Genomic DNA, 20,920 nt, shown 5'->3' on the forward strand with positions numbered 1-20,920 from the left:
AGCCACCCCGAAGAGGACCCGAGGTCACTCGTGAAGATCCTGACGATCATCCCCACCTATGACGAGATCGATGCGCTGCCAGGCACCGTGGAGCGCCTCCGCGCAGCGGTTCCGGACTCCGACGTGCTCATCGTCGATGACAACAGTCCCGACGGCACCGGGAGGTTCGCCGACGAGCTGAGCCGCCAGGATGCGCAGATCCACGTGCTGCACCGCACGTCCAAGAACGGCCTCGGCGGCGCGTACATCGCCGGCTTCGGCTGGGGCCTGAGGGAGGGCTACGACATCCTGGTCGAGCTGGATGCGGATGGGTCCCACCAGCCGGAGCAGCTGCCGAGCCTGTTGGCGAAGATCGACGAGGCGGACCTGGTCATCGGTTCCCGCTGGGTCCCCGGAGGGTCGGTGGTGAACTGGCCCCTGCACCGGGTTGCGATCTCCCGAGCGGGCAGCCTGTACTCCCGCACCATGCTGGGACTGAAGGTCCGAGACATCACTGCGGGGTTCCGCGTGTTCCGCCGGTCCGTGCTGGAGGACATCGACCTCAGCAGCATCGAATCCGTGGGATACGGGTTCCAGGTCGACATGACCTTCCGAGTGGCGAAGATGGGCAGGACCATCGCGGAGGTCCCGATCACCTTCGTGGAGCGCACCCAGGGTGTCTCCAAGATGAGCTCGGACATCGTGGTCGAGGCGATGCTCAATGTCACCCGCTGGGGACTCGCGGCCCGAGCACGCACGCTGAAGGAACGGATCACCGGCAGCTGAGGCTGCCGCAGAGAACAGACAGCGACGGCGTCCACCCGATGATCGGGGTGGACGCCGTCGCTGTCTTAACCGAGGCCGCGGAAGGGTCAGGCAGCTTCGCCGCGACGCTCCCGGAGCAGCTTCAGCCGATCCTCGAGAATCACCTCGAGGTCGTCGGTGGAGCGGCGTTCCAGCAGCATGTCCCAGTGGGTGCGGACGTGCTTCTCGGGCTCGGCATCGGGACGGTCGACGTCCACACGCAGACCCTCTTTCCCCGTGGGGGAGACCCAGGTGGCGGGGACCTCCGCCTCGGCGGAGAACATCACCCGCATCCTCTCGCCGTCCTCGGTGCGATACTCGATCTCTTGGCGAGGGGCGGGCTCGACGCCCTGCTCGGTTTCCATGGACTGTGCGCCGAGGCGCATTCCACGCAGACTGCGATCGCTCATCGGTAATCCTCCAGTGTGATGGGCAGACGAATTCTCAAGCTACAACTCTAGAGCACCGCCGAGATATTCCCGGCGCCGTCGTCGTCCCGTGCTCAGCTCAGCGCTGTTCCCCCATCGGCTCCGGGTCCTGCTGCTGGAAGACCGGCTGCGATTCGACCTCTGAACCTGTCTGTGCGGCGGCTTCGGACCGCTGCTCCGCTGTCGCTGCATTGCCCACCTGCGCCTTCCTCGCCTCACGCTCGAGGTCCTCGCGGCTGGTGTAGTGGGGATTCTCGTCGGTGACGGAGGTGCTCCGTGCGGATTCGGCGAGATCCGCGATGGCGGAGGAGATGGCCGGCTTGCCCTTGTTCTGCTTGGCCTCCTGCTCCTTCTCCGCCCGACGCTGCTTCAGCCGCTCGGACCGGGCTGCGCGCTCGGCTTCACGGTCCTCCAGGCTCATGCCCGGCTGTGCGGCCTCAGGGCCGCCGAAGGCTCCGGCGAGGTTCTTCAGCGCATCTCCGAACTCGCCCGGGATCATCCACATGGTGTTGGACTCCGACTTGGCGATCTCGGGAAGGATCTGCAGGTACTGGTAGGAGAGAAGCTCGGGGCCGGGCTCGGAATCATGGACCGCATTGAACACGGTCTCGATGGCCTGAGCCTCGGCGTTTGCGCCCAGGATGCGCGCCTGTGCGTCACCCTCCGCGGCGAGGATGGAGGCCTGACGCTCACCTTCTGCGGTGAGGATCGCAGCCTGCTTGGTGCCTTCTGCGGTGAGGATCGCGGCGCGGCGTTCGCGCTCTGCGCGCATCTGCTTCTCCATGGAGTCCTGGATGGAGTGTGGCGGCTCGATCGCCTTGAGCTCCACACGTGCCACGCGGATGCCCCAGCGTCCGGTGACCTTGTCCAGCTCTCCGCGGAGCTGACCGTTGATGCGGTCACGGGAGGTGAGCGCCTCCTCGAGGTTGAGTCCGCCCACCACGTTGCGCAGGGTGGTCGTGGTCAGCTGTTCCACGGCGATGATGTAGTTCTGGATCTCGTAGGTCGCGGCCTTGGGATCAGTGATCTGGAAGTAGACGACGGTATCGATGGAGACCACCAGGTTGTCCTCGGTGATCACCGGCTGGGGCGGGAAGGAGACGACCTGCTCGCGCATGTCCAGCATCGGCAGCAGACGATCGATGAAAGGGACGAGCAGGGTCAGCCCCGGTCCCTGGGTGCGCTGATACTTGCCGAGGCGCTCGATCAGCCCGGCTCGGGCCTGGGGGACGATGCGCACGCTGCGCGCGATGATGATCACCACCAGGGCGACGAGGACCAGGAGGACTACAAGTGCAGTGACTTCCATGACGTTCCGTTCTACTATGTGGGGCGCCGAAGATCTCTCAGGCGCCTTCCGGTCGGGGACTGTTCGGACCGAGGGTGTCGGGCCGCGTCTCGTCCCATTCGATCTGCCGGGTGGGGCGAAGGTACACCGTGGCGCCGTCCACGTTCTCCACGACGGCGCCCATGCCGGGTTCGATCCTGTAGTCGCCTGCCGCGCGAGCGGTCCAGGTGTCGCCGTCGACCTCGGCCAGTCCGGCGTCGGCGGTGATGGCTTCCAGGGGACGGGCGTCCATGCCCGCCATCCTGTCGATGTTGGTGAGCTGGTTCTCCGGGCCCTTCTTCAGGTGTTTCAGCGCCACCGGGCGAACCGCTCCGAGCATGAGCAGCGCAGTGGCGCAGCCGACGATGACCTGCAGCCAGGGTTCGCCGCCTGCCAGAGCCACGGTGGCGGCTGCACCTGCTCCGACGGCGAGCATCAGGAAGAGGAGATCCAGGGTGATGGCCTCCAGGACGAGAAGCCCCAGTGCCAGGGCCAGCCAGGGCGCCCAGAGGTTATCGCCGAACCACTCGATCATCTCAGCTCCTCGTCAGCCCTTGTTCCGTGCTCTCAGCCTATCTGCGCCACAGGCTCACGTCGAGGTCGACGGTGACTTGTGACACGCCGCGCCGCTGAGCCTCCTCGCAGAGCTCCTCCCGGCGTCGGTGATGTCCCGCGGGGCCCATGAAGACCAGGTCAGCGGCGAGTTCTGGGTTCACGGTGACATCGGAGGTGATCCGGTCGATGGACTCCGGTGATCCCAGAGCGGGGGCGATCTGATCCAGCAGCTGGTTCAGCTTCTCGCTGCGCATGCCCAGCAGCCCGGCTTCCCGCAGCTCGGTGAGGTGCCCTGGCCGGGGGGTGACGACCGCGGCCAGTCCACCTGGTCTGAGCACCCGGGCGTATTCGTTCACGTTGCGCGGGGCGAACACGTCCAGCAGCAGGTCCGCGCTGTGATCGCGCAGGGGGAGTGGCTGCCACAGGTCCCAGGTGAGAGCCAGCGTGCGCCGGTGCCGCGCTGCTCGCTTGAGGCCCGGCGTCGAGAGGTCCACCGCGATGCCTCGTGCCGTCGGCGCGGCATCGAGCAGCTGATGGAGATAGTGTCCGGTGCCGGCTCCGCAGTCCAGGATCAGCGGAGACTGATCGGGGTCCACCGCGAGCGGGGCGGGGAGCCGGTCGAGGACGGGCCCGCGCAGGTGTGCGCTCAGCGGCGCGAAGATGCCGGCCTCCTGGACTCGTTCGCGCGCCATGATCATCGGAGCGCTGTCGGCGATGAACCGCGTGCCCCGCCCCGAGAGCAGGTTGACATAACCCTGGCGCGCAGCATCGAAGCGGTGGCCTTCGGCGCAGGCGAGCCCCCGGAAGCTGGTGAGGCTTCTGGCCGCAGCGGCGCCGTCCGCGCAGGGTTCCCGCAAGGGTCCGGGGATCTCCTGGGAGCCACCGCCATGACCGGCCTCGACAGAGATCGCATCCAATGGCGCAGTGCAGACCGGACAGCTCAGCGGCCAAGAGGTGTTCATCATGCCTACGGTATCGCTCCAGCGTCGTAGGCGGGCGTTCATCGTTCCAGGCAGACGGACGGCGAGCCGCCGTGCCGGTCAGGAGGACTGCGCACAGGAGGACTCCGCACAGCAAGGATTCACACAGCAAGGATTCACACAGAGGAATCCAGGCGCCATCGCCCCCGGAAGCTTCGCCTGTTCCTAAAGCGCCGATAATCTACATTATGTCAGGTTGCGTTGGGCGGACCCCGCTCCAGCATCCCTGTGTGTTCACAGTGCAGCGGGCTCAGTCGACTGACAACTGGTGCGCGCTACGGTTGGTCAATGAGCACGCCCTTCTTCACGATCGGTCATTCCAACCGCACGCTCGTCGAATTCCTCGAGCTGCTCCGAGAATCCCGCGTCGAACTGGTCGTGGATGTCCGAAGGCTCCCGGGTTCCACCCGGTATCCCCAGTTCGACGAGGATGCACTCGCCGCATCCCTGGATGAGTTAGGAATCGGGTTCCGACGTGCGACTGGACTGACCGGACGCCGGCCGGTCAGTCATGACGTCCCCTTCGCCGTGAACGCCTGGTGGACGAACCGAAGCTTCCACAACTACGCCGACCACGCGCTCACGGCCGAGTTCGGCCAGGCCCTGGCCGAACTGCGTGAGGCAGGAGGCGCCGGTCGCACCGCGGTGATGTGTTCCGAGGCGGTGTGGTGGCGCTGCCACCGGAGGATCATCGCTGATCACCTCCTCGCACATGAGGACGATGTCATGCATATCCTCGGCCCGGGCCGCGTCGACGACGCGCAGCCGAGCCCCGGCGCGGAGATCGGTCCAGACCGCGTGGTCAGATATCCGGCTTCCGAAGACCCGGACACTCAGCGGTAGCCTGGTGTGATGGTCCAGGCTCCACGATCCTCCTCCGCCGGTGCCGAGACCGATGGTGCAGCCATCCGGTCTGCGGGATCCGCGCGTCGCCCCCTTCCGTGGCTGCTGCTGCTCGTGGATGGCCTGCTGGTGCTCGGCTTCGCCGCCATGGGCAACCGCAACCACGAGACGGGCCTGGCCGTCGTCGATGTGCTGCAGACCGCCACACCGTTCCTCCTCGGACTCCTGGCCAGCTCGCTCGTCGTGCGCTTCTGGCGCAGCCCGTCCCGACTCTGGCCGGACGGCGTCGTGGTGATCCTCGGCACTGTCGCACTGGGCATGGTCCTGAGGGTCCTCAGTGAGACCGGAGGGGCGCAGGCGTCGTTCATCCTGGTGACTCTGGGCGTGCTGGGCGCCCTGCTCGCCGGAAGGCGAGTGCTCAGCGGACTGGTGCTCGAATCGCGAGGAAATGCGGTTGCGGGCTAACCCTGTGGTCCCGTCCAGGCAATGCCAAGGTGCACGTCGATAACGTGGAGTCTGTAAGGGTGAGCGCGGGAGTGATGCATGACTCTCCCCCGCTCTGACGTCAACAGAGCCAAGGAGACGCACCGTGAAAGCAGTGACATGGCAGGGCCACCGCAAGGTCAGCGTAGAGACCGTCCCGGATCCCGTGATCCAGCAGTCCAATGACGCGATCATCGAAGTCACCTCCACCGCGATCTGCGGCTCGGATCTGCATCTCTATGAAGTGCTCGGCCCGTTCATGACTGCCGGGGACATCATCGGCCACGAACCTATGGGGCGGGTCGTCGAGGCTGGCTCCCAGTCGAATCTGACGGCCGGTGACCGCGTGGTCATCCCTTTCCAGATCGCCTGCGGCAGCTGCTACATGTGCCAGCGCGGACTCCAGACCCAGTGCGAGACCACTCAGGTCCGCGATCAGGGCATGGGTGCCCCGCTCTTCGGGTACTCCCAGCTCTACGGCGCGGTCCCGGGCGGACAGGCCGAGTACCTGCGGGTGCCGCATGCGGACTACAACCCGATCAAGGTCGGCAGTGAGCTGCCTGACCACCGGTACCTCTTCCTCTCGGATGTGCTGCCCACTGCCTGGCAGGCGGTCGCGTACACGGGGCTGCAGCGCGGCGACAGCGTCGCCGTCGTCGGACTCGGCCCGATCGGGCAGTTCTCGGCCCGCATCGCCAAGCATCTGGGGATGAAGGTCTACGCCATCGACCCCGTCGCTGAGCGGCGCGAGATGGCCGCTCGCCATGGCGTGATGGTCTTCGACACCGGCGAGGAGTCCATCGGGCAGATCCGTGAAGCCACCGAGGGGCGCGGCCCCGACGGCGTCGTCGACGCGGTGGGAATGGAAGCCCACGGCTCCCCCATCGCCAAGGCGGCCCAGCTTTCAGCGCAGTTCCTGCCCGATGCAGCCGGCAAGGCCATGATGCAGAATGTCGGCGTCGACCGGCTGGCGGCGCTCTACTCTGCGATCGAACTGGTCCGCCGCGGCGGCACGATCTCGCTGAGCGGAGTCTATGGCGGCTCCGCCAGCCCGCTGCCGCTGCTCACGCTCTTCGACAAGCAGCTGACCGTCAAGATGGGGCAGGCCAACGTCAAGAACTGGGTCGACAAGATCCTCCCGCTGGTCGAGGATCCCGCCGACCCGCTGGGCGTGGACGACTTCATCACCCACACCCTCCCACTCGGCGACGCCCCCGGAGCCTATGAGATGTTCCAGAAGAAGCAGGACGGCTGCATCAAGGTCGTGCTGGACCCCACGCTCTCCCCGGCCTGAACAGCGTGCACGGCCTGAACAGCCTGAACATGCGAACATCTGAACACGACCCTCCGTGGGCTGAGCCCACACTGACGAGTCTCGAAGGGATACAGATATGAGCACTGATCCGAATTCCATGCAGGACCCCCGCACCAAACACCGGCACAGCGACCTCCCCGAGCAGGAGCAGACAGACCAGCCGGGCCATACCGGCCCGACGGGCCCGACCCCTGACCACGGTGAGCAGAGCTGGACCGGGCACGGACGTCTCCAGGGGAGAAAGACGCTGATCACCGGAGGCGACTCCGGGATCGGACGCGCCACCGCGATCGCCTTCGCTCGTGAAGGGTCCGACGTGGCCATCGCCTACCTCCCCGAGGAGGAGGAAGATGCGCAGGTGACGGCATCTCACGTGCGCGAAGCCGGGCGCACCTGCCTCACCTACCCGGTGGACATCACCGAGGAGTCCAATGCGGTCGAGATCGTTCGGCGCACTGTGGAGGACCTCGGCGGAATAGACGTGCTGATCCTCAACGCCGCCTATCAGCGTGCCCGCGACGGCATCGACTCCGTCCCCACCGCTGAGGTGCGGAAGGTCTTCGAGACGAACCTCGTGGCGCACATCGTCATCACCCGGGAGGCCGTGCCGCATCTGAACCCCGGCGCCTCGATCATCGTGACGACCTCCATCCAGGCGGCGGAGCCCAAGCCCCCGCTCTTCGACTACGCGATGACCAAGGCGGCACAGGTCGCGTTCATCGAGGCGATGGCGTCCGAGCTCGGCGAGAAGGGCATCCGGGTCAACGGCGTGGCCCCCGGCCCGATCTGGACCCCGCTCATCCCGGCGACAGGCTTCGACGGGGTCGCCCAGTTCGGACAGGACACCCCCCTGGGGCGCCCGGGACAGCCCTCCGAACTTGCCGGAGCCTATGTCTACCTCGCCAGCGAAGAAGCCTCGTTCGTCTCCGGCTCGGTGATTCCGGTCACCGGCGGCAAGGGCTTCTGACCCAGGTCTCCAGAGATGCCCGCAGGACCGACGAGAAAGGAGTCTCCGATGGCAGGATCCCCGATCAAGGACGAAGAACTCTACGAACGTCTCCGTGAAGAAGGCAATTCCAAGGAGAAGTCCGCCCGCATCGCCAACGCGGCGGCGAAGGAAGGTCGCAGCCGCGAAGGTGAGAAGGGCGGTGAAGCCGCCAACTACGAGGACCGCACTGTCGCGGAGCTTCGCGACAGGGCCAAGGAGCTCGACATCACCGGCTACTCAGACATGAAGAAGGATGAACTGGTCAAGGCACTGCGCGACCACTGAGTCGGCTGGAACACACAGCAATGGCCGGGACCCATGTCAGGGCCCCGGCCATTGCTGTGCTCAGACGCTGAGCTCAGCGGTCACTCGCTGTAGGTGAGGCTTCCCAGCTTGCCGGAGAGCACGTCTTCGGCGGAGACCTGGTGGTTGACCACGGACGAGGTCCAGGTGCCCCACTGCTCGGGGTCGATGGTGTCCCCGTTGTTGCCGAGGTTGGCCAGGCGCTGCTTCTCCTCCTCGGTGAAGTCCTGCACGGCCAGCGGCCCGAGGTGCTTCACATCATCGACGGTGAGGCCGATGTTCTTCGCGATCCGCTGACCGTAGTCATCGTGGATCATGAAGAAGTGCCAGACGATGCGCTCCTGCACGTCGCGCTCGGACTGCTCCAGCATGCCGGTGAGCACATTGATGAGCTCGTCACGCTCCCAGTCCATCATGGTGTTGTAGCGGCCCCGGGCGTGGAGGTAGTCGTTGCGACGATCAAGGTTCGCCTGGACGACCTGTCCGCCCACTGCCGGCGCCTCATTGGGCTGCGGCTCCGGTGACTCGTGGAGTCCGTTGTGGATGGAGGGCTCGTAGTTCACGTGCGGGTTCTGCTCGGGGTGCACATCATTGCCGTAGGACATGAGTCCCCCGCGCTGGTTCGTGTAGACCTTGCCGTTGCGGCCCTTGGGCTGGTTGACCGGCAGCTGCAGGTAGTTCGGTCCCACGCGGTAGCGCTGGGTGTCCGAGTAGGAGAACGTGCGGCCCACGAGCATCTTGTCATCGGAGAACTCCAGGCCGTCCACGAGCACGCCGGTGCCCATGGCGATCTGCTCGTTCTCGTTGTGGAAGTCATCGACGTTGCGGTTCAGCGTCATGACACCGATCTCGCGCAGCGGGAACTGATCCTCCGGCCAGATCTTGGTGTCATCCAGCGGGTCCCAGTCGAGCTCGGGATGCTCGTGATCCTCCATGATCTGGACGTAGACATCCCACTGGGGGAAGTCTCCGCGTTCGATGGCCTCGTAGAGGTCCTTCGATGCGTGCCCGAGATCCTGTCCCTGCACCTTGGCGGCCTCAGCCTCGGTCATCGAGGCGACGCCGGCGCGCGGGTGGAAGTGGTACTTCACCAGGACGGTCTGGCCCTCGGCGTTGACCATCTTGTAGGTGTTGACGCCGAAGCCCTCCATGTGGCGGTAGGTCGCCGGGATGCCGCGGGGGCTGAAGAGGTGAGTCAGCATGTGCATCGACTCAGGCGTCTGACCCATGAAGTCGAGGATGCGGTTGGGCTCCTGGCGGAAGGTGATCGGATCCGGCTTCAGCGAGTGGATCACGTCGGGGAACTTGATCGCGTCGCGGATGAAGAACACGGAGAGGTTGTTGCCCACCAGGTCCCAGTTGCCGTCCTCGGTGTAGAACTTCACCGCGAAGCCGCGCGGGTCACGGGCGGCCTCGGAGGAGTCGCGTCCTCCGATGACGGTGGAGAACCGGATGGCCAGGTCGGTCTTCTTGCCGGCCTCCTGGAAGAGCTTGGCGCGGGTGTACTTCGACGCCGGCTCATCACCGATCATGCCGGTGGCCTCGAACTCGCCGTAGGCCACGAAGCCGCGGGCGTGGACCACGCGCTCCGGAATGCGCTCCCGGTCGAAGTGGCTGATCTTCTCGAGGAACTGGTAGTTCTCGAGCGTGGCGGGACCGCGGCTGCCGACGGTGCGCTGGTTCTGGTTGTTGGTGACAGGGTGGCCCTGCCGAGTGGTCAGGATCGGATCGGTCTGTGCCAATTCGTTCTCCTCTTCGCTGCGGTCCGGCGCTGGAATCACGGAGACTCACAGGTGCGCGGACTGGTCCGACGCATGTCGGACAGGCTGATGGGGTGGACTCTCCGAGCTTAGCAAGATCACCTTGTTATTACGAGTAGTTCAGAACTGCGAGGTCACCGTGTCTTGTCGAAGGTGTCCCGAGCCGGACGGAACGCCCGGTGCCTGGCATAGCGGTGAACTGTCTCCAGCTGTTCTCGCTGGACCTCTGCGTCGTCGATGAGCGCCTGGAACACCCCGGGGTCGACGCCGAGGGCTTCAGCGTGATCCTTCATCGTGGACCAGCCATGAAGCTTGCCGGTGACGGCCGAGAGCATGATCTCAGCCTCCAGAACCAGCGTGGAGGGAGAGCGGTCCAGGGGCAGGCGTCCATTGGGCTTGAGCCGTCCGGCTCGCTCCCCCGCCCAGGCCACTGCCGCTGAGCCGATGGCTCGGGGGAACCCTTGACGCTTCATCAGCTCGATGAGGAAGCCGCGCTCACGCCGGATCGCCTCGGCAGCCTCCGAAATCTCGGGGAAGACGGGGGTGTCCACATAGTCGGCCGCCATCCGCTTGATCCGATTGACTCCGGCGGTGGCTCCGGCAAGGTGATCGGCCATGTAGTGGCGCAGCAGCACTGGATCCACCTGCTCACCCACCAGGTGATCCGTGGGCGGAAGCTCGGACCTGTCCTGAACCTGCAGATCGCGTGGGCGCAGCGGCAGTGACGGGTGCCCTTCCCCCGCCGCCAGGCCTTCGATGAGCTCCTCGAGGGCCTGGGCCGCGGTGTGCCGCGGGGACCAGTCGAGCTGCTCCCTGGCCCTGCCCGAGTCCATCACGGGAACGTGGCGTGCAAGATCCAGCCAGCCCTCATCCATGGGCAGCACCCGGGCCCGGTGTGCCGCCTTGATCAGCCCGCGCACCACTGAGGCGGGAAGCGGCACCTGCACGGCAGCTGGGCTTCGTCCGGAGATGACGTCCGCGAGGCCTTTTCCGTCCAGGAGATCATCTGCGCAGATGTTGAACGCACCGTGGGCGCCCAGCAGCGCCGCCTGGGCATAGGCGGCAGCGAGGTCATCGGCGTGGACGGCCTGGGCCCGGACCCCGCTGGGCAGCGGGAGCACCGGTGGACGGAAGATCTGCAGCAGCTGGACCGGTGCGATGCTGCCGATGAAATACCGTTGGATCTCGGATCCTGCACCGCGCTGGAACACGAGTGCGGGCCGGAGCCGTGCGATCGAGAAGTCGGGGTGCTGCTGCTCGAACTCGTCCAGGACCCGTTCCTGGGCGACCTTGTCCTCGCTGTAGTGGGAACCGGGAACGCCCTCGGTGGACCAGGTCTCGTCGCGAGGGGTGGCGTCCTCGACCGGGGAATAGACCCCGACCGACGAGGCGACCACAGCCTGCCTGATGCCCGCGCGCGCCGCCGCCTCCAGCACGTGACGAGTTCCGTCGACGTTGACCCGCCGCAGCAGGCTGCGCTCACTGTTCGGCTGGATCAGCCAGGCCAGGTGGATCACGACGTCGTATCCCCGGAGCGCGTCAGCCAGCTCGGGGATGACATCGCTGGACTGGATGTCGGCCTGGTGCCACTGGGCACTGCCATAGGGCTCGACGGAGGTGTCCGGAAGTCGGCGGGCGATGCCGAGCACAGCGTCCACTTCTGCGCGTCCGCTGAGATGTCGGAGCACCGCGGTTCCGACGTTTCCTGTTGCTCCTACCACCGCGATGCGCATGCGTCCTCCTGTGGGTTGAAAGTTCCCGGCCCGGGCAGGTCAGCGCCCGCGCCCAGCCTTCATCGAGAGCCTGGTGCCACGCTCAACAGTGCCTCACCACGAGCAGTGGATCACCAAACGGCACTGATCCGCCCAGCGGCACTGATTCACCAGCGATCGTGCACTGTCGGCGCGATGCGGGCGCTGTAGAGCTCCCTGACCGCCTGCTGGAAGGATTCGGAGAGGGGCGCGGCCGCGCCGGCCTCGGCATTCTGGCGCGCCTGCTCGGCGTTGCGTGCGCCGGGGATGACAGTGCTCAGACCCGGGCACTGGGTGACCCAGGCGAGCGCCGCCGTCGTCGGCTTGAGACCTTCGCGCTCGGCGAGCTCGGAGAATTCGGCGGCTGCCTCCACGCCGGTGGCGAAGTCCACTCCGGAGAACGTCTCTCCGATGTCGAAGGCCTCGCCAGATCGGTTGTAGCTGCGGTGGTCGGACGCCGCGAAGGTGGTCTCTCTGGTGTAGCGCCCGCTGAGCAGTCCGCTGGCCAGCGGGACGCGGGCGATGATGCCCACCCCGGCCTCCTGTGCGGCTGGCAGCACACGCTCCAGGGGCTTCTGACGGAAGGCGTTGAGGATGATCTGGACCGAGGCGACGTGCGGGCGGGCGATGGCGCTCAGTGCCTGATCGGTGGTCTCCACGCTGACGCCGTAGTGGGCGATGGCGCCTGATTCGACGAGCGCGTCCAGGCGGTCGAAGACGGCATCGGAGCTGAAGACATCATCGCTTGGGCAGTGCAGCTGAACCAGGTCAAGGGTGTCGACCCCGAGGTTCCGTCGGGAGCGGTCCACCCAGGACTGGAAGTTCTCCGCTGTGGCGTGCGCGAGGCTGGGCTCGGGGGCGCGGCGGATCATCTTGGTCGCGACCAGACCAGACCAGGAGGGGTTCTGCGTCAGCCACTTCCCGATCAGCTCCTCGCTGCGCCCGTCGCCGTAGACATCGGCCGTGTCGAAGATGGTGACCCCCGCCTCGGCCGCCGCATCCATCGCGCCGAACGCATCGGCCTCGGCGACCTCGCCGAAGTCTCCCCCGAACTGCCAGGTGCCGAGACCGATCGTGGACACTTCGCGGCCGGTGCGGCCCAGGACACGGTGCTGCATAGAGGAACCTCCGAGGTTGACTGTGACGTTGAGCTCCACCTTACCCCTGGTCCTAGGCGGTCACGAGGGTCAACGGGGTGCATCGCACAGGGCGCGTCGCGGTCAGAAGGTGCAGCCGTCAGAAGGTGCAGAGACGAGTGAGGCCCGAAGTCCGGTGTGGACTTCGGGCCTCAGCTCTGATGGTGGAGGTAAGGGGATTCGAACCCCTGACCTTCCGCATGCCATGCGGACGCGCTACCAGCTGCGCCATACCCCCATGCTTCTGGTCATCGCCTGACCCGAATCAGCATCCGGGCCGCGGCAACTCCCCTACTGTACTGTGTACCTGAAGTGCTGTGCAAATCGAGGTGGCGCGCTCGGAAACGACCGTCGCTCCGGCGCTGACCTGGGGCTTAGCGCAGGATCTACTCCGTGGCGGGAAGCTGGAGGTCGACCTGGTCGACGTCTGCGTAGAGCCGGTCGAGTCCATAGACCGCGCGCTCTTCCTCGTGCTGGACGTGGATGACCATGTGGCCGTAGTCCAGGAGCACCCAGGTTCCGGTGCCGCGTCCCTCGCGGCGCAGCGGCGCGGAGCCGTGGACCTCTTTGAGCTGGCGTTCGACCTCGTCGACGATCGCGCCGATCTGGCGTTCTGAGGGCGCGGAACAGACGAGGAAGGCGTCCGTGATGCCCAGCCGCTCCCCCACATCCAGTCCTACGATGTTCGTGGCGAGTTTGTCCGCGGCCGCGGCGGCGGCGGTGCGGAGTTCGGTGAGCACAAGTTCGGTGATAGCCATAGACGTCCAAGCTTAGAGCATGAATGAGAGAACGACACCGACGGCGATGACCAGCAGCACCGCGAGGATGATCACAAGCCAGCCCATCATGGACTGGCGCGCCCCCTGGCGGGTGCTGTGTTCGACCATCGCGTCGATCTCGAGTCCGTGGGCCCCGCGCGCCTGGATCGGCTCGATCGATCCGGTGGCATAGTCGGTGTTTTCGGCGGCCTCATCCGACTCCATGTGGGCGCGGAGGGCTTTGCGCGTGATCACGTCCGATTCCGGACGCAGCCGACGACGACGCATGCGTTCGTCCTGTTCGGCCTCGACCTGCTCCTGGCGGCGACGCTCCTGATTGGCCTGCATGGCTCGAGCCGCGAGGGCCTGCTGCTTCTTCAGCAGCTCGGGATCTACGCGGTTGGGATCGTCGGCGGCGATCACCGCACGGTTGAGCTCATTGAGCTCGGCCAGCTTCTCCTCCGAGAGGACGGACATGGTCTCGGTCAGGCGCAGTCCGCGCCGCGACTTCCGCGAGGCGGGCACCGGCGCCTCGTCCTGGTCGTCGGCCTCGGTGCCGGGCAGATCCTGCGGGCGCAGCGGCGCGGCGCCGGACTGCCCTTCGGTCCGCGGCGGCTCGGGAAGGCTGAGCGCTCCGGCCGGCGCGGACTCAGTGGAGAGCTCGTCAGCACCAGCATCGGCGTCCGCGTCCACATCCGAATCGCCATCCGCGTCCACATCCGCATCGGCGTCGCGGTTAGCAGCGTCCAGACCGGACTCTGCCTCGTCCCGGTCTTCCTCAAGGTCGTCGATGTCTTCCTCGGAGGCTTCGTCCGAGCCTTCCTCATCCGTGATGCCGGAAGTCTCCTCCTCGGCACCCGCATCGAGGTGCGCGGTCCTCGAGACGGCGGCCTGCGCCTCCTGGTCTCCTCCAGCCTCGGCGGCGTCCTCTGCCTCGAACTCTGCTCGGTCCTCCGGCAGGCCCGCGTCTTCAGCCCCGGAGAGATCGTCCAGCTCCGACTCGAGATCCGCGGCAGCTTCGTCTCGGCCTTCGTCAGCGGAGGAGTCCGCAGCGCCATCTGGAGCTTCAGAAGACTCCGGGTGCGGCACGGTGAAGCCCCACGGCTCGGCGAAGCCCCAGGGTTCCGCGGCGACGGCGCTCGGTGCGGCACCGGGGGACGTCTCTTCCTCCTCGGCGGTGGCCGCATCCTCTTCGGCGGCGGCCGCATCCTCATCGGCGGCGGCCGCATCCTCATCGGCGGCGGCCGCATCCTCCTCGACACCTCCGGGCGTCTCAGCGGATTCGGCGCCCTGCGGTGTGCCGGCGACGCCCGCGCGGTCCTCGGACTCTTCGTCTGCGGGCACCCCGGCGACGGGCTTCTGGGCGGCGCGCTCTTCCGCCAGTTCTGCCTCACGACGCCGACGCAGCTCTTTGCGGGAGACCGGGAGATACCTGGCGCGCAGGTCATCGCCGCCCGAGGCGTCACTCGACTCGGTGTTCTCTGCGGTCATCGTCCAGCCTCCTGAAGGCTCTGGTCAGACTGTGCTGCCCGAGCCAGAGCATTGCCTGCGAATTGATCGGTCTCATCGATGGAGCACCGGATTCCATCGTATGCCGGGGCGCAGCCGCACGGCATGGTCAACGCGCGGAGTCGGCGGAATCCGGTTGATACAGCCGATGCTTGGCGATGTACTGCACGACTCCGTCGGGAACCAGGTACCAGACGGGCTTTCCCTCCCGCACCCTCCCCCGACAGTCCGTGGAGGAGATCGCCATCGCCGGGATCTCCATCAGTGAGATCTCCTTGGTCCGTCCGAAGTCCTCTGAGGTGTAGCCCGGTCGCGTGACGGAGACGAAGTGGGCAAGCTCCCACAGCTCCTCGACGTTCTTCCAGGACATGATCTGGGCCATCGCATCGGCGCCGGTGATGAAGAACAGCTCCGCATCGGGGTACATGTCACGAAAGTCGCGCAGCGTGTCGATCGTGTAAGTGGCTCCCCCACGATCGATGTCGACGCGGGAGACCGTGAAGCGGGGATTCGCGGCCGTGGCGACCACAGTGAGGAGGTAGCGGTGCTCTGCCTCAGCCACTTTGCGGCCGGCCTTCTGCCACGGCTGTCCTGTGGGGACGAAGATGACCTCATCGAGGGCGAACTCGGTGGCCACCTCGCTGGCTGCCACGAGGTGCCCATGGTGGATCGGGTCGAAGGTTCCGCCCATGATGCCCAGGCGCAGTGGACCCGGGGCCCGCTCAGCGGTGGCGGCGACCCGCGGGTGACGGTTGACCAAGGGTGTCAGTGATCGCTGTGTGCCTGAGCAGGCAGCTCGCGGCCCTTGTTGGCGAAACCGAGGGTCACCAGCAGGAGCAGGAGCAGAAGGGCGAACATGATGATGCCGAACCAGTGCGCCTCGATGGGCAGCGCGCTGTGTTCTTCAGTCTCGGCCGCCAGGACGGTGGCGAGCACGTGCAGGTTGAGCATGCTTCTCCCTCACTTGGGACGAACGACAGGACGAACGATGGGATGACGACGAATTCTCGGTCTTCAGTCTACGGGAATCACGGACGGACCTGGCCCTCGCCGCGCACGACCCACTTTGTGGTGGTCAGCTCAGCCATGCCCATCGGACCTCGCGCGTGCATCTTCTGCGTGGAGATCCCGACCTCGGCCCCCAGGCCGAACTGCCCGCCGTCGGTGAACCGGGTGGAGGCGTTGACGATGACCGCAGCGGCATCGATCTCCGTCACGAAGCGGTCCGCGTTCGCCACAGAATCCGTGACGATGGCCTCGGTGTGCCCGGTGGTCCACCGACCGATGTGACTGATCGCCTCGTCCAGGGACTCCACGATCCCGACCGCCATCTCGAGATCGTTGAACTCGGTGGCGAAGTCCTCGTCGCTGACGTCGGTGACCGTGCCGAAGGGCGCGCGGTCCTGGGCGAGATCGGCCGGCTCCTCGGCGGGCAGCCATTCGCGCGCCCGGGGGTCCACGTGCAGGTGCACCCCGGAGCGCAACAGGGCACGCAGCACTTCTCGGCCGGCGTCCTCAGCCTCGGAGTGCAGCAGCAGCGTCTCGGCGGCGTTGCACACGCTCGGGCGTGAGATCTTCGAGTTGACCACGATGCTGCGCGCGGTCTCGGGATCGGCGTTGGCGTCGATGAAGATGTGGACATTGCCCTCGCCGGTCTCGATGACCGGCACGCGGGAGTTCTGCACCACGTGCTGGATGAGTTCGCGTCCTCCCCGAGGGATGAGCACGTCCACGGAGCCTCGCTGGGTCATAAGAGCGGTCGCCCCGGCACGGCCGTAGCTGTCGATGGACTGTACGGCGTCCACTGGGACCGAGGTGGTCCGCAGAGCCTCGCGGATGATGGCCAGCAGCATCTCGTTGGTCTTCTGCGCTGCGGAACCGCCACGCAGGATGACCGCGTTGCCCGACTTCAGTCCGAGCGCGGCGATGTCCACGGTCACATTGGGACGCGCTTCGTAGATCACGCCCATCACGCCCAGCGGAACACTGACCTGGGTCAGCCGCAGGCCGTTGGGCAGAGTGCGTCCCTGCAGCACCCGCCCCACCGGATCGCTGAGCCCCATGACCTCTTCCACGGACGCGGCGAGGGCCTCGATGCGGTCCTCGCTCAGCGCGAGACGATCCAGCAGGGACCTGCTGAGACCTGCCTCACGGCCGCGCTCGAGGTCCTCATCGTTGGCCCGGGTCAGCGAGACCACGGATTCACGCAGTCCGAAGGCCACCGCGGACAGGGTCCGGTCCTTGTGCTCGCGGTCCAGCGCGTTGAGGCCGCGCGAGGCGGTCCGGGCCCTTGCGGTGACCTCGCGGATCCCGGATTCGACCTGCTCCTGATCGCTGCTCTCGTCGGAGGTCTGCTCGGTGGTGTGCTTCTGCTGTTCCTCTGCCATGTTCACAGCCTAGTCTCGATGCGGACGATGTCATCTGCATGAATCACTGCTCGTTCATATTCTGGACCCAGCTCCGCGCTCAGCTCCGCGGTGGAGCGGCCAAGCATCTGCGGCAGCTCTGTGGAGGAGTAGCCGACCAGTCCCCTGGCCCGCACGGTGCCTGCCCGGTCGGTGATCTCCACCGGATCCGAGGCTTCGAAGTCTCCGCTCAGGGAGACGATCCCAGCGGACAGCAGAGAGCTGCGTCCCTCGACGACGGCGACGATCGCCCCATCGTCGATGATCAGCCGACCCTTGGGGTGTGCCAGGTGAGCGATCCAGGCCGAGCGCGCCCCGCGGCGTCGACCGCGGGCGCCGAAGAAGGTTCCCACAGCCTCTCCTGCGAAGAGCCGGCGGGCGTTCGACGCGGAGGTCAGCAGCGCCGGGATGCCGTTGGAGGCGGCGATCTGCGCGGCCTCGACCTTGGTGACCATGCCGCCGGTGCCGACTCCGGCCTTGCCGCGACGGCCCAGCGTCACCCCGCGCAGGTCCTCAGGGCCCGACACGTGGGGCACTGGCTCCCCGCCCTTCTCCGGGGGCCCGTCGTAGAGGGCATCTACATCGGAGAGCAGGATCAGCGCGTCGGCGCGGAGCAGGTTTGCCGTCAGCGCGGCGAGCCTGTCATTGTCACCGAACCGGATCTCGTGGGTGGCCACGGCGTCGTTCTCATTGACCACGGGCACGGCACCGAGGCTCAGCAGCTTCTCCAGCGTGCGCAGCGCATTGGTGTACTGCGTGCGCCGCATCAGGTCCTCCACGGTGAGCAGCACCTGCGAGACGGTGGTCTGGTACTGGGCGAAGGCACGTGTGTAGTGGGCCAGCAGCAGGCCCTGGCCCACGGCGGCCGCCGCCTGCTGGGTGGCCAGGTCGGCAGGTCGGGCGCCCAGCCCCAGCGGTGCGAGACCGGCGGCGATGGCACCGGAGGACACCAGCACGACCTCGGTCCCCCGGTCCCGCAGCACCTGGAGGTCGGCGACCAGGCGGTTCAGCGCATCCACCGAGATGCCTCCATCGAGGGTGGTGAGCGAGGATGAACCGATCTTGACCACCACCCGCCTGGCTTTGCGCAGATCCGCCCGCGAGGCGACCAGAGACTCCGTCAGGCGGGGGGTGCTCATGTGTTGTCGGCCTTGGCCTCATCCGTGCCGAAGCCCTCGTCCTGAAGGTCATCGGGATTGCCGTGCGGGTAGAAGATCTCCACGCCGTCCTCGTCCGTGACGCTGGTGGGTGCACCGTCATCACGACGCTTCGTGGGAGCGCCCTCCTGGGTGCGATACTCCACGTCCATCTCGGCGCGAGTGGAGACCTTGGCGGCCCGACGATCCGCCTGCTCCTGCTTCTTCTCAGCACGAGTCGGTCTGGCATGATCATCCAGCCGCAGGTCGGTGCCGCGCGGACCGCCCAGGTGCTCCGCACCTGCGGCCATGGTCGGCTCCCAGTCAAAGACGACGCCGTCCTCCGCGGACCCGATCACCACGGCTTCGCCAGGCTTGGCCCCCTGCTTGAAGAGCTCGTCCTCGATGCCCACCGCGACCAGGCGGTCAGCCAGGTAGCCGACGGCTTCGTCATTGCCGAAATCAGTCTGCACGATCCAGCGCTCGGGCTTGTCGCCGCGCACACGCCACAGCGGCTCCCCGCCCTTGGACTCCTCCGTGACGGTGAACTGTTTGCGGTTCACGGCACGGGGGCGCACGGTCACCGGCACCGGTGCGGGCTCGATCTTGCGCTGTGCGCGTGCCTCGAGCACCAGTTCGGCCATGGCGAAGCCCAGATCGCGCAGTCCGTCGCGGTTGAGCGCGGAGACGTCAAAGACCCGGTATCCGCGGGCGGTCAGATCCGCACGCACCAGTTCGGCCATGGCGGCCCCGTCGGGCAGGTCGGTCTTGTTCAGCGCCACCAGACGCGGTCGCTCATTCAGGGGGACAGCGTTGGAAGACGCGTCTTCGGTGCCGCCGGCGCCCTCAACCTTGTCCGGGGCGTAGGCCGCGAGCTCGGCTTCGATCGCGCGGAGATCGCCCAGCGGATCCCGGTCGGTCTCCAGCGAGGCGCAGTCCAGAACATGCACCAGTGCGGCGCAGCGCTCCACATGGCGCAGGAACTCGTGTCCCAGGCCCTTGCCCTCCGCGGCACCGGGAATGAGTCCGGGAACATCCGCCACGGTGAATCGCGTCTCCCCAGCTTCGACGACGCCGAGGTTGGGCACCAGCGTGGTGAAGGGATAATCAGCGATCTTGGGACGTGCGGCGCTCATCGCGGCGATCAGGCTTGACTTGCCGGCGGAGGGGAAGCCGACCAGGGCGATGTCCGCGACGGACTTCAGCTCCAGGACGACATCATTCGCGTCACCGGGAGTGCCGAGCAGCGCGAAGCCTGGGGCCTTGCGCTTCTTCGATGAGAGCGAGGCATTGCCGAGCCCGCCCTGGCCACCCTCGGAGACGGTGTAGCGGGCGCCGGGCTCGACCAGGTCGGCAAGCACTCGACCGTCTCGGTCCTTGACCACCGTGCCCTCGGGCACCGGGAGCTCCAGGACTGGACCTCTCGTTCCATGCCTGAGGTCCCCCTGTCCGACTCCCCCGTCCTCGCCGTGGCGGTGGGGCCGGTGGTGGTACTCCAGCAGCGTGGTGGTTTGGGGGTCGACCACCAGGACCACAGAGCCGCCGTCGCCGCCGTTGCCGCCGTCGGGTCCGCCCAGGGGCTTGAACTTCTCGCGGTGCACGGAGACGCAGCCGTGGCCACCGTTACCGCCTGTGGTGTGGAGGACCACTCGGTCGACGAAATGTGCCATGGCTGGAGACTCCTTGAAGAAAATTCTGGTGAAGACAGGTCGAGGGTGGGCCCATCAAGTGGGCCCACCCTCGACTGTACGTGCGGAACGTCTGTGCTGGCCTGGATCAGGCTGCTGGGACGATGTTGACGACCTTCCGACCGCGACGGCTGCCGAACTCGACAGCTCCGTTCGACAGTGCGAAGAGGGTGTCGTCGCCACCGCGTCCGACATTGATGCCGGGGTGGAACTTGGTGCCGCGCTGGCGGATCAGGATCTCACCAGCGTTGACGGTCTGACCGCCGAAGCGCTTCACACCCAGATACTGGGCGTTGGAATCGCGGCCGTTGCGAGTAGAGCTCGCGCCTTTTTTATGTGCCATTGGGCTGCCTGCCTCTCAGGGAAGAACGGGGGATCTGCGAACCTTGATCGCCTCAGGCGATCGAGGTCACCTTGATGCGGGTGAGTTCTGAACGGTGACCCTGGCGCTTGCGGTAGCCGGTCTTGTTCTTGAACTTCTCAATGACGATCTTCTTACCGCGGATGTTCTCCAGGACCTCGGCCTCGACCGACACCTTGGAGAGCTCATCAGCTGCGGTAGTGACCTTGTCCCCGTCCACCAGCATCACTGCCGGCAGCTTAATGGTGCTGCCTGCCGCGGCCGGGACGCGGTCAACGGTCACGAGGTCTCCGACGGAAACCTTTTCCTGGCGGCCGCCAGCGCGGACAATCGCGTACACCACTTGGGACTCACTTCTCTCGATGATCATTCGGACTGAACCAATCGTGCACATCACCGGCGGGATCCCTT

22 protein-coding genes and 1 tRNA gene are annotated in these 20,920 nt (G+C 66.6%); 6 read left to right on the top strand and 17 right to left on the bottom strand.

Features of this window, described 5'->3' with window-relative positions:
- The first annotated feature begins 30 nt into the window (after positions 1 to 30).
- Positions 31 to 765, top strand: coding sequence for a polyprenol monophosphomannose synthase (locus H4W27_RS05050; protein WP_192594961.1), 735 nt, complete (start codon positions 31 to 33; stop codon positions 763 to 765).
- 86 nt (positions 766 to 851) lie between these two features.
- On the opposite strand, the gene H4W27_RS05055 is transcribed toward H4W27_RS05050, so the two are convergent.
- The 4 genes from H4W27_RS05055 to H4W27_RS05070 form a co-directional block, all read right to left on the bottom strand.
- Positions 852 to 1,193 carry an RNA polymerase-binding protein RbpA gene (locus H4W27_RS05055; RefSeq protein ID WP_192594962.1) on the bottom strand — a complete coding sequence of 114 codons (342 nt, stop codon included), beginning with the start codon at positions 1,191 to 1,193 and terminating at the stop codon, positions 852 to 854.
- A 97-nt stretch (positions 1,194 to 1,290) separates the two neighbouring features.
- Positions 1,291 to 2,520 (bottom strand): SPFH domain-containing protein, encoded by a 1,230-nt coding sequence (locus H4W27_RS05060; protein WP_192594963.1) that lies wholly within the window; start codon positions 2,518 to 2,520, stop codon positions 1,291 to 1,293.
- A 37-nt stretch (positions 2,521 to 2,557) separates the two neighbouring features.
- Complete coding sequence (locus tag H4W27_RS05065; protein WP_192594964.1) at positions 2,558 to 3,073, bottom strand: NfeD family protein; 516 nt, start codon at positions 3,071 to 3,073, stop codon at positions 2,558 to 2,560.
- A 37-nt stretch (positions 3,074 to 3,110) separates the two neighbouring features.
- Entirely contained in the window at positions 3,111 to 4,055 is a 945-nt protein-coding gene (locus tag H4W27_RS05070) for a putative RNA methyltransferase (RefSeq protein WP_192594965.1), read from the bottom strand.
- 306 nt (positions 4,056 to 4,361) lie between these two features.
- Here H4W27_RS05070 and H4W27_RS05075 point away from each other — a divergent pair, with 306 nt between their 5' ends.
- The 5 genes from H4W27_RS05075 to H4W27_RS05095 all read left to right on the top strand — a co-directional run bounded on the left by H4W27_RS05075 (position 4,362) and on the right by H4W27_RS05095 (position 7,987).
- Positions 4,362 to 4,916, top strand: a complete 555-nt coding sequence (locus H4W27_RS05075) for a DUF488 domain-containing protein (RefSeq protein WP_192594966.1) — start codon at positions 4,362 to 4,364, stop codon at positions 4,914 to 4,916.
- Positions 4,917 to 4,925: 9 nt separating this feature from the next.
- A complete protein-coding gene (locus H4W27_RS05080; protein WP_192594967.1) occupies positions 4,926 to 5,381 on the top strand; it encodes a DUF3054 domain-containing protein in 456 nt (151 codons plus the stop codon).
- A 124-nt stretch (positions 5,382 to 5,505) separates the two neighbouring features.
- Complete coding sequence (locus H4W27_RS05085) at positions 5,506 to 6,693, top strand: alcohol dehydrogenase catalytic domain-containing protein (protein WP_192594968.1); 1,188 nt, start codon at positions 5,506 to 5,508, stop codon at positions 6,691 to 6,693.
- A 97-nt stretch (positions 6,694 to 6,790) separates the two neighbouring features.
- Positions 6,791 to 7,681 (top strand): SDR family oxidoreductase, encoded by an 891-nt coding sequence (locus tag H4W27_RS05090; protein ID WP_192594969.1) that lies wholly within the window; start codon positions 6,791 to 6,793, stop codon positions 7,679 to 7,681.
- Between the two features lie 48 nt (positions 7,682 to 7,729).
- Complete coding sequence (locus tag H4W27_RS05095) at positions 7,730 to 7,987, top strand: DUF7218 family protein (protein WP_225939012.1); 258 nt, start codon at positions 7,730 to 7,732, stop codon at positions 7,985 to 7,987.
- Positions 7,988 to 8,067: 80 nt separating this feature from the next.
- On the opposite strand, the gene H4W27_RS05100 is transcribed toward H4W27_RS05095, so the two are convergent.
- From H4W27_RS05100 to rplU, 13 genes are all read right to left on the bottom strand, one after another.
- The gene (locus H4W27_RS05100) at positions 8,068 to 9,747 is read right to left on the bottom strand and encodes a catalase (protein ID WP_192594971.1); all 1,680 of its coding nucleotides are present in this window, start codon (positions 9,745 to 9,747) and stop codon (positions 8,068 to 8,070) included.
- 152 nt (positions 9,748 to 9,899) lie between these two features.
- On the bottom strand, positions 9,900 to 11,498 hold the full coding sequence (locus H4W27_RS05105) for an NAD-dependent epimerase/dehydratase family protein (RefSeq protein WP_192594972.1): 1,599 nt from the start codon (positions 11,496 to 11,498) through the stop codon (positions 9,900 to 9,902).
- A 146-nt stretch (positions 11,499 to 11,644) separates the two neighbouring features.
- On the bottom strand, positions 11,645 to 12,634 hold the full coding sequence (locus H4W27_RS05110) for an aldo/keto reductase (RefSeq protein WP_192594973.1): 990 nt from the start codon (positions 12,632 to 12,634) through the stop codon (positions 11,645 to 11,647).
- A gap of 180 nt (positions 12,635 to 12,814) precedes the next feature.
- Positions 12,815 to 12,890 (bottom strand) — tRNA-Ala (locus H4W27_RS05115).
- 148 nt (positions 12,891 to 13,038) lie between these two features.
- Positions 13,039 to 13,410: a ribosome silencing factor gene (gene rsfS, locus H4W27_RS05120; protein WP_192594974.1), complete on the bottom strand. Its 372-nt coding sequence runs from the start codon at positions 13,408 to 13,410 to the stop codon at positions 13,039 to 13,041.
- Between the two features lie 12 nt (positions 13,411 to 13,422).
- Complete coding sequence (locus tag H4W27_RS05125; RefSeq protein WP_192594975.1) at positions 13,423 to 14,901, bottom strand: hypothetical protein; 1,479 nt, start codon at positions 14,899 to 14,901, stop codon at positions 13,423 to 13,425.
- 127 nt (positions 14,902 to 15,028) lie between these two features.
- Positions 15,029 to 15,679 carry a nicotinate-nucleotide adenylyltransferase gene (gene nadD, locus H4W27_RS05130; protein ID WP_264080980.1) on the bottom strand — a complete coding sequence of 217 codons (651 nt, stop codon included), beginning with the start codon at positions 15,677 to 15,679 and terminating at the stop codon, positions 15,029 to 15,031.
- Between the two features lie 5 nt (positions 15,680 to 15,684).
- Positions 15,685 to 15,870 carry a hypothetical protein gene (locus tag H4W27_RS05135; protein ID WP_192594976.1) on the bottom strand — a complete coding sequence of 62 codons (186 nt, stop codon included), beginning with the start codon at positions 15,868 to 15,870 and terminating at the stop codon, positions 15,685 to 15,687.
- Positions 15,871 to 15,947: 77 nt separating this feature from the next.
- Positions 15,948 to 17,306, bottom strand: a complete 1,359-nt coding sequence (locus H4W27_RS05140) for a glutamate-5-semialdehyde dehydrogenase (RefSeq protein WP_192594977.1) — start codon at positions 17,304 to 17,306, stop codon at positions 15,948 to 15,950.
- 2 nt (positions 17,307 to 17,308) lie between these two features.
- The gene (proB, locus tag H4W27_RS05145; protein WP_192594978.1) at positions 17,309 to 18,463 is read right to left on the bottom strand and encodes a glutamate 5-kinase; all 1,155 of its coding nucleotides are present in this window, start codon (positions 18,461 to 18,463) and stop codon (positions 17,309 to 17,311) included.
- Positions 18,460 to 20,130 (bottom strand): GTPase ObgE, encoded by a 1,671-nt coding sequence (gene obgE, locus H4W27_RS05150; protein ID WP_192594979.1) that lies wholly within the window; start codon positions 20,128 to 20,130, stop codon positions 18,460 to 18,462. The genes proB and obgE overlap by 4 nt, the downstream gene beginning before the upstream one ends.
- 106 nt (positions 20,131 to 20,236) lie before the next feature.
- Positions 20,237 to 20,491, bottom strand: coding sequence for a 50S ribosomal protein L27 (gene rpmA, locus H4W27_RS05155; RefSeq protein WP_192594980.1), 255 nt, complete (start codon positions 20,489 to 20,491; stop codon positions 20,237 to 20,239).
- Between the two features lie 52 nt (positions 20,492 to 20,543).
- On the bottom strand, positions 20,544 to 20,852 hold the full coding sequence (rplU, locus tag H4W27_RS05160) for a 50S ribosomal protein L21 (RefSeq protein ID WP_192596441.1): 309 nt from the start codon (positions 20,850 to 20,852) through the stop codon (positions 20,544 to 20,546).
- Between the last annotated feature and the right edge of the window lie 68 nt (positions 20,853 to 20,920).

The organism is Nesterenkonia lutea (assembly GCF_014873955.1).
Lineage (GTDB): Bacteria > Actinomycetota > Actinomycetes > Actinomycetales > Micrococcaceae > Nesterenkonia > Nesterenkonia lutea.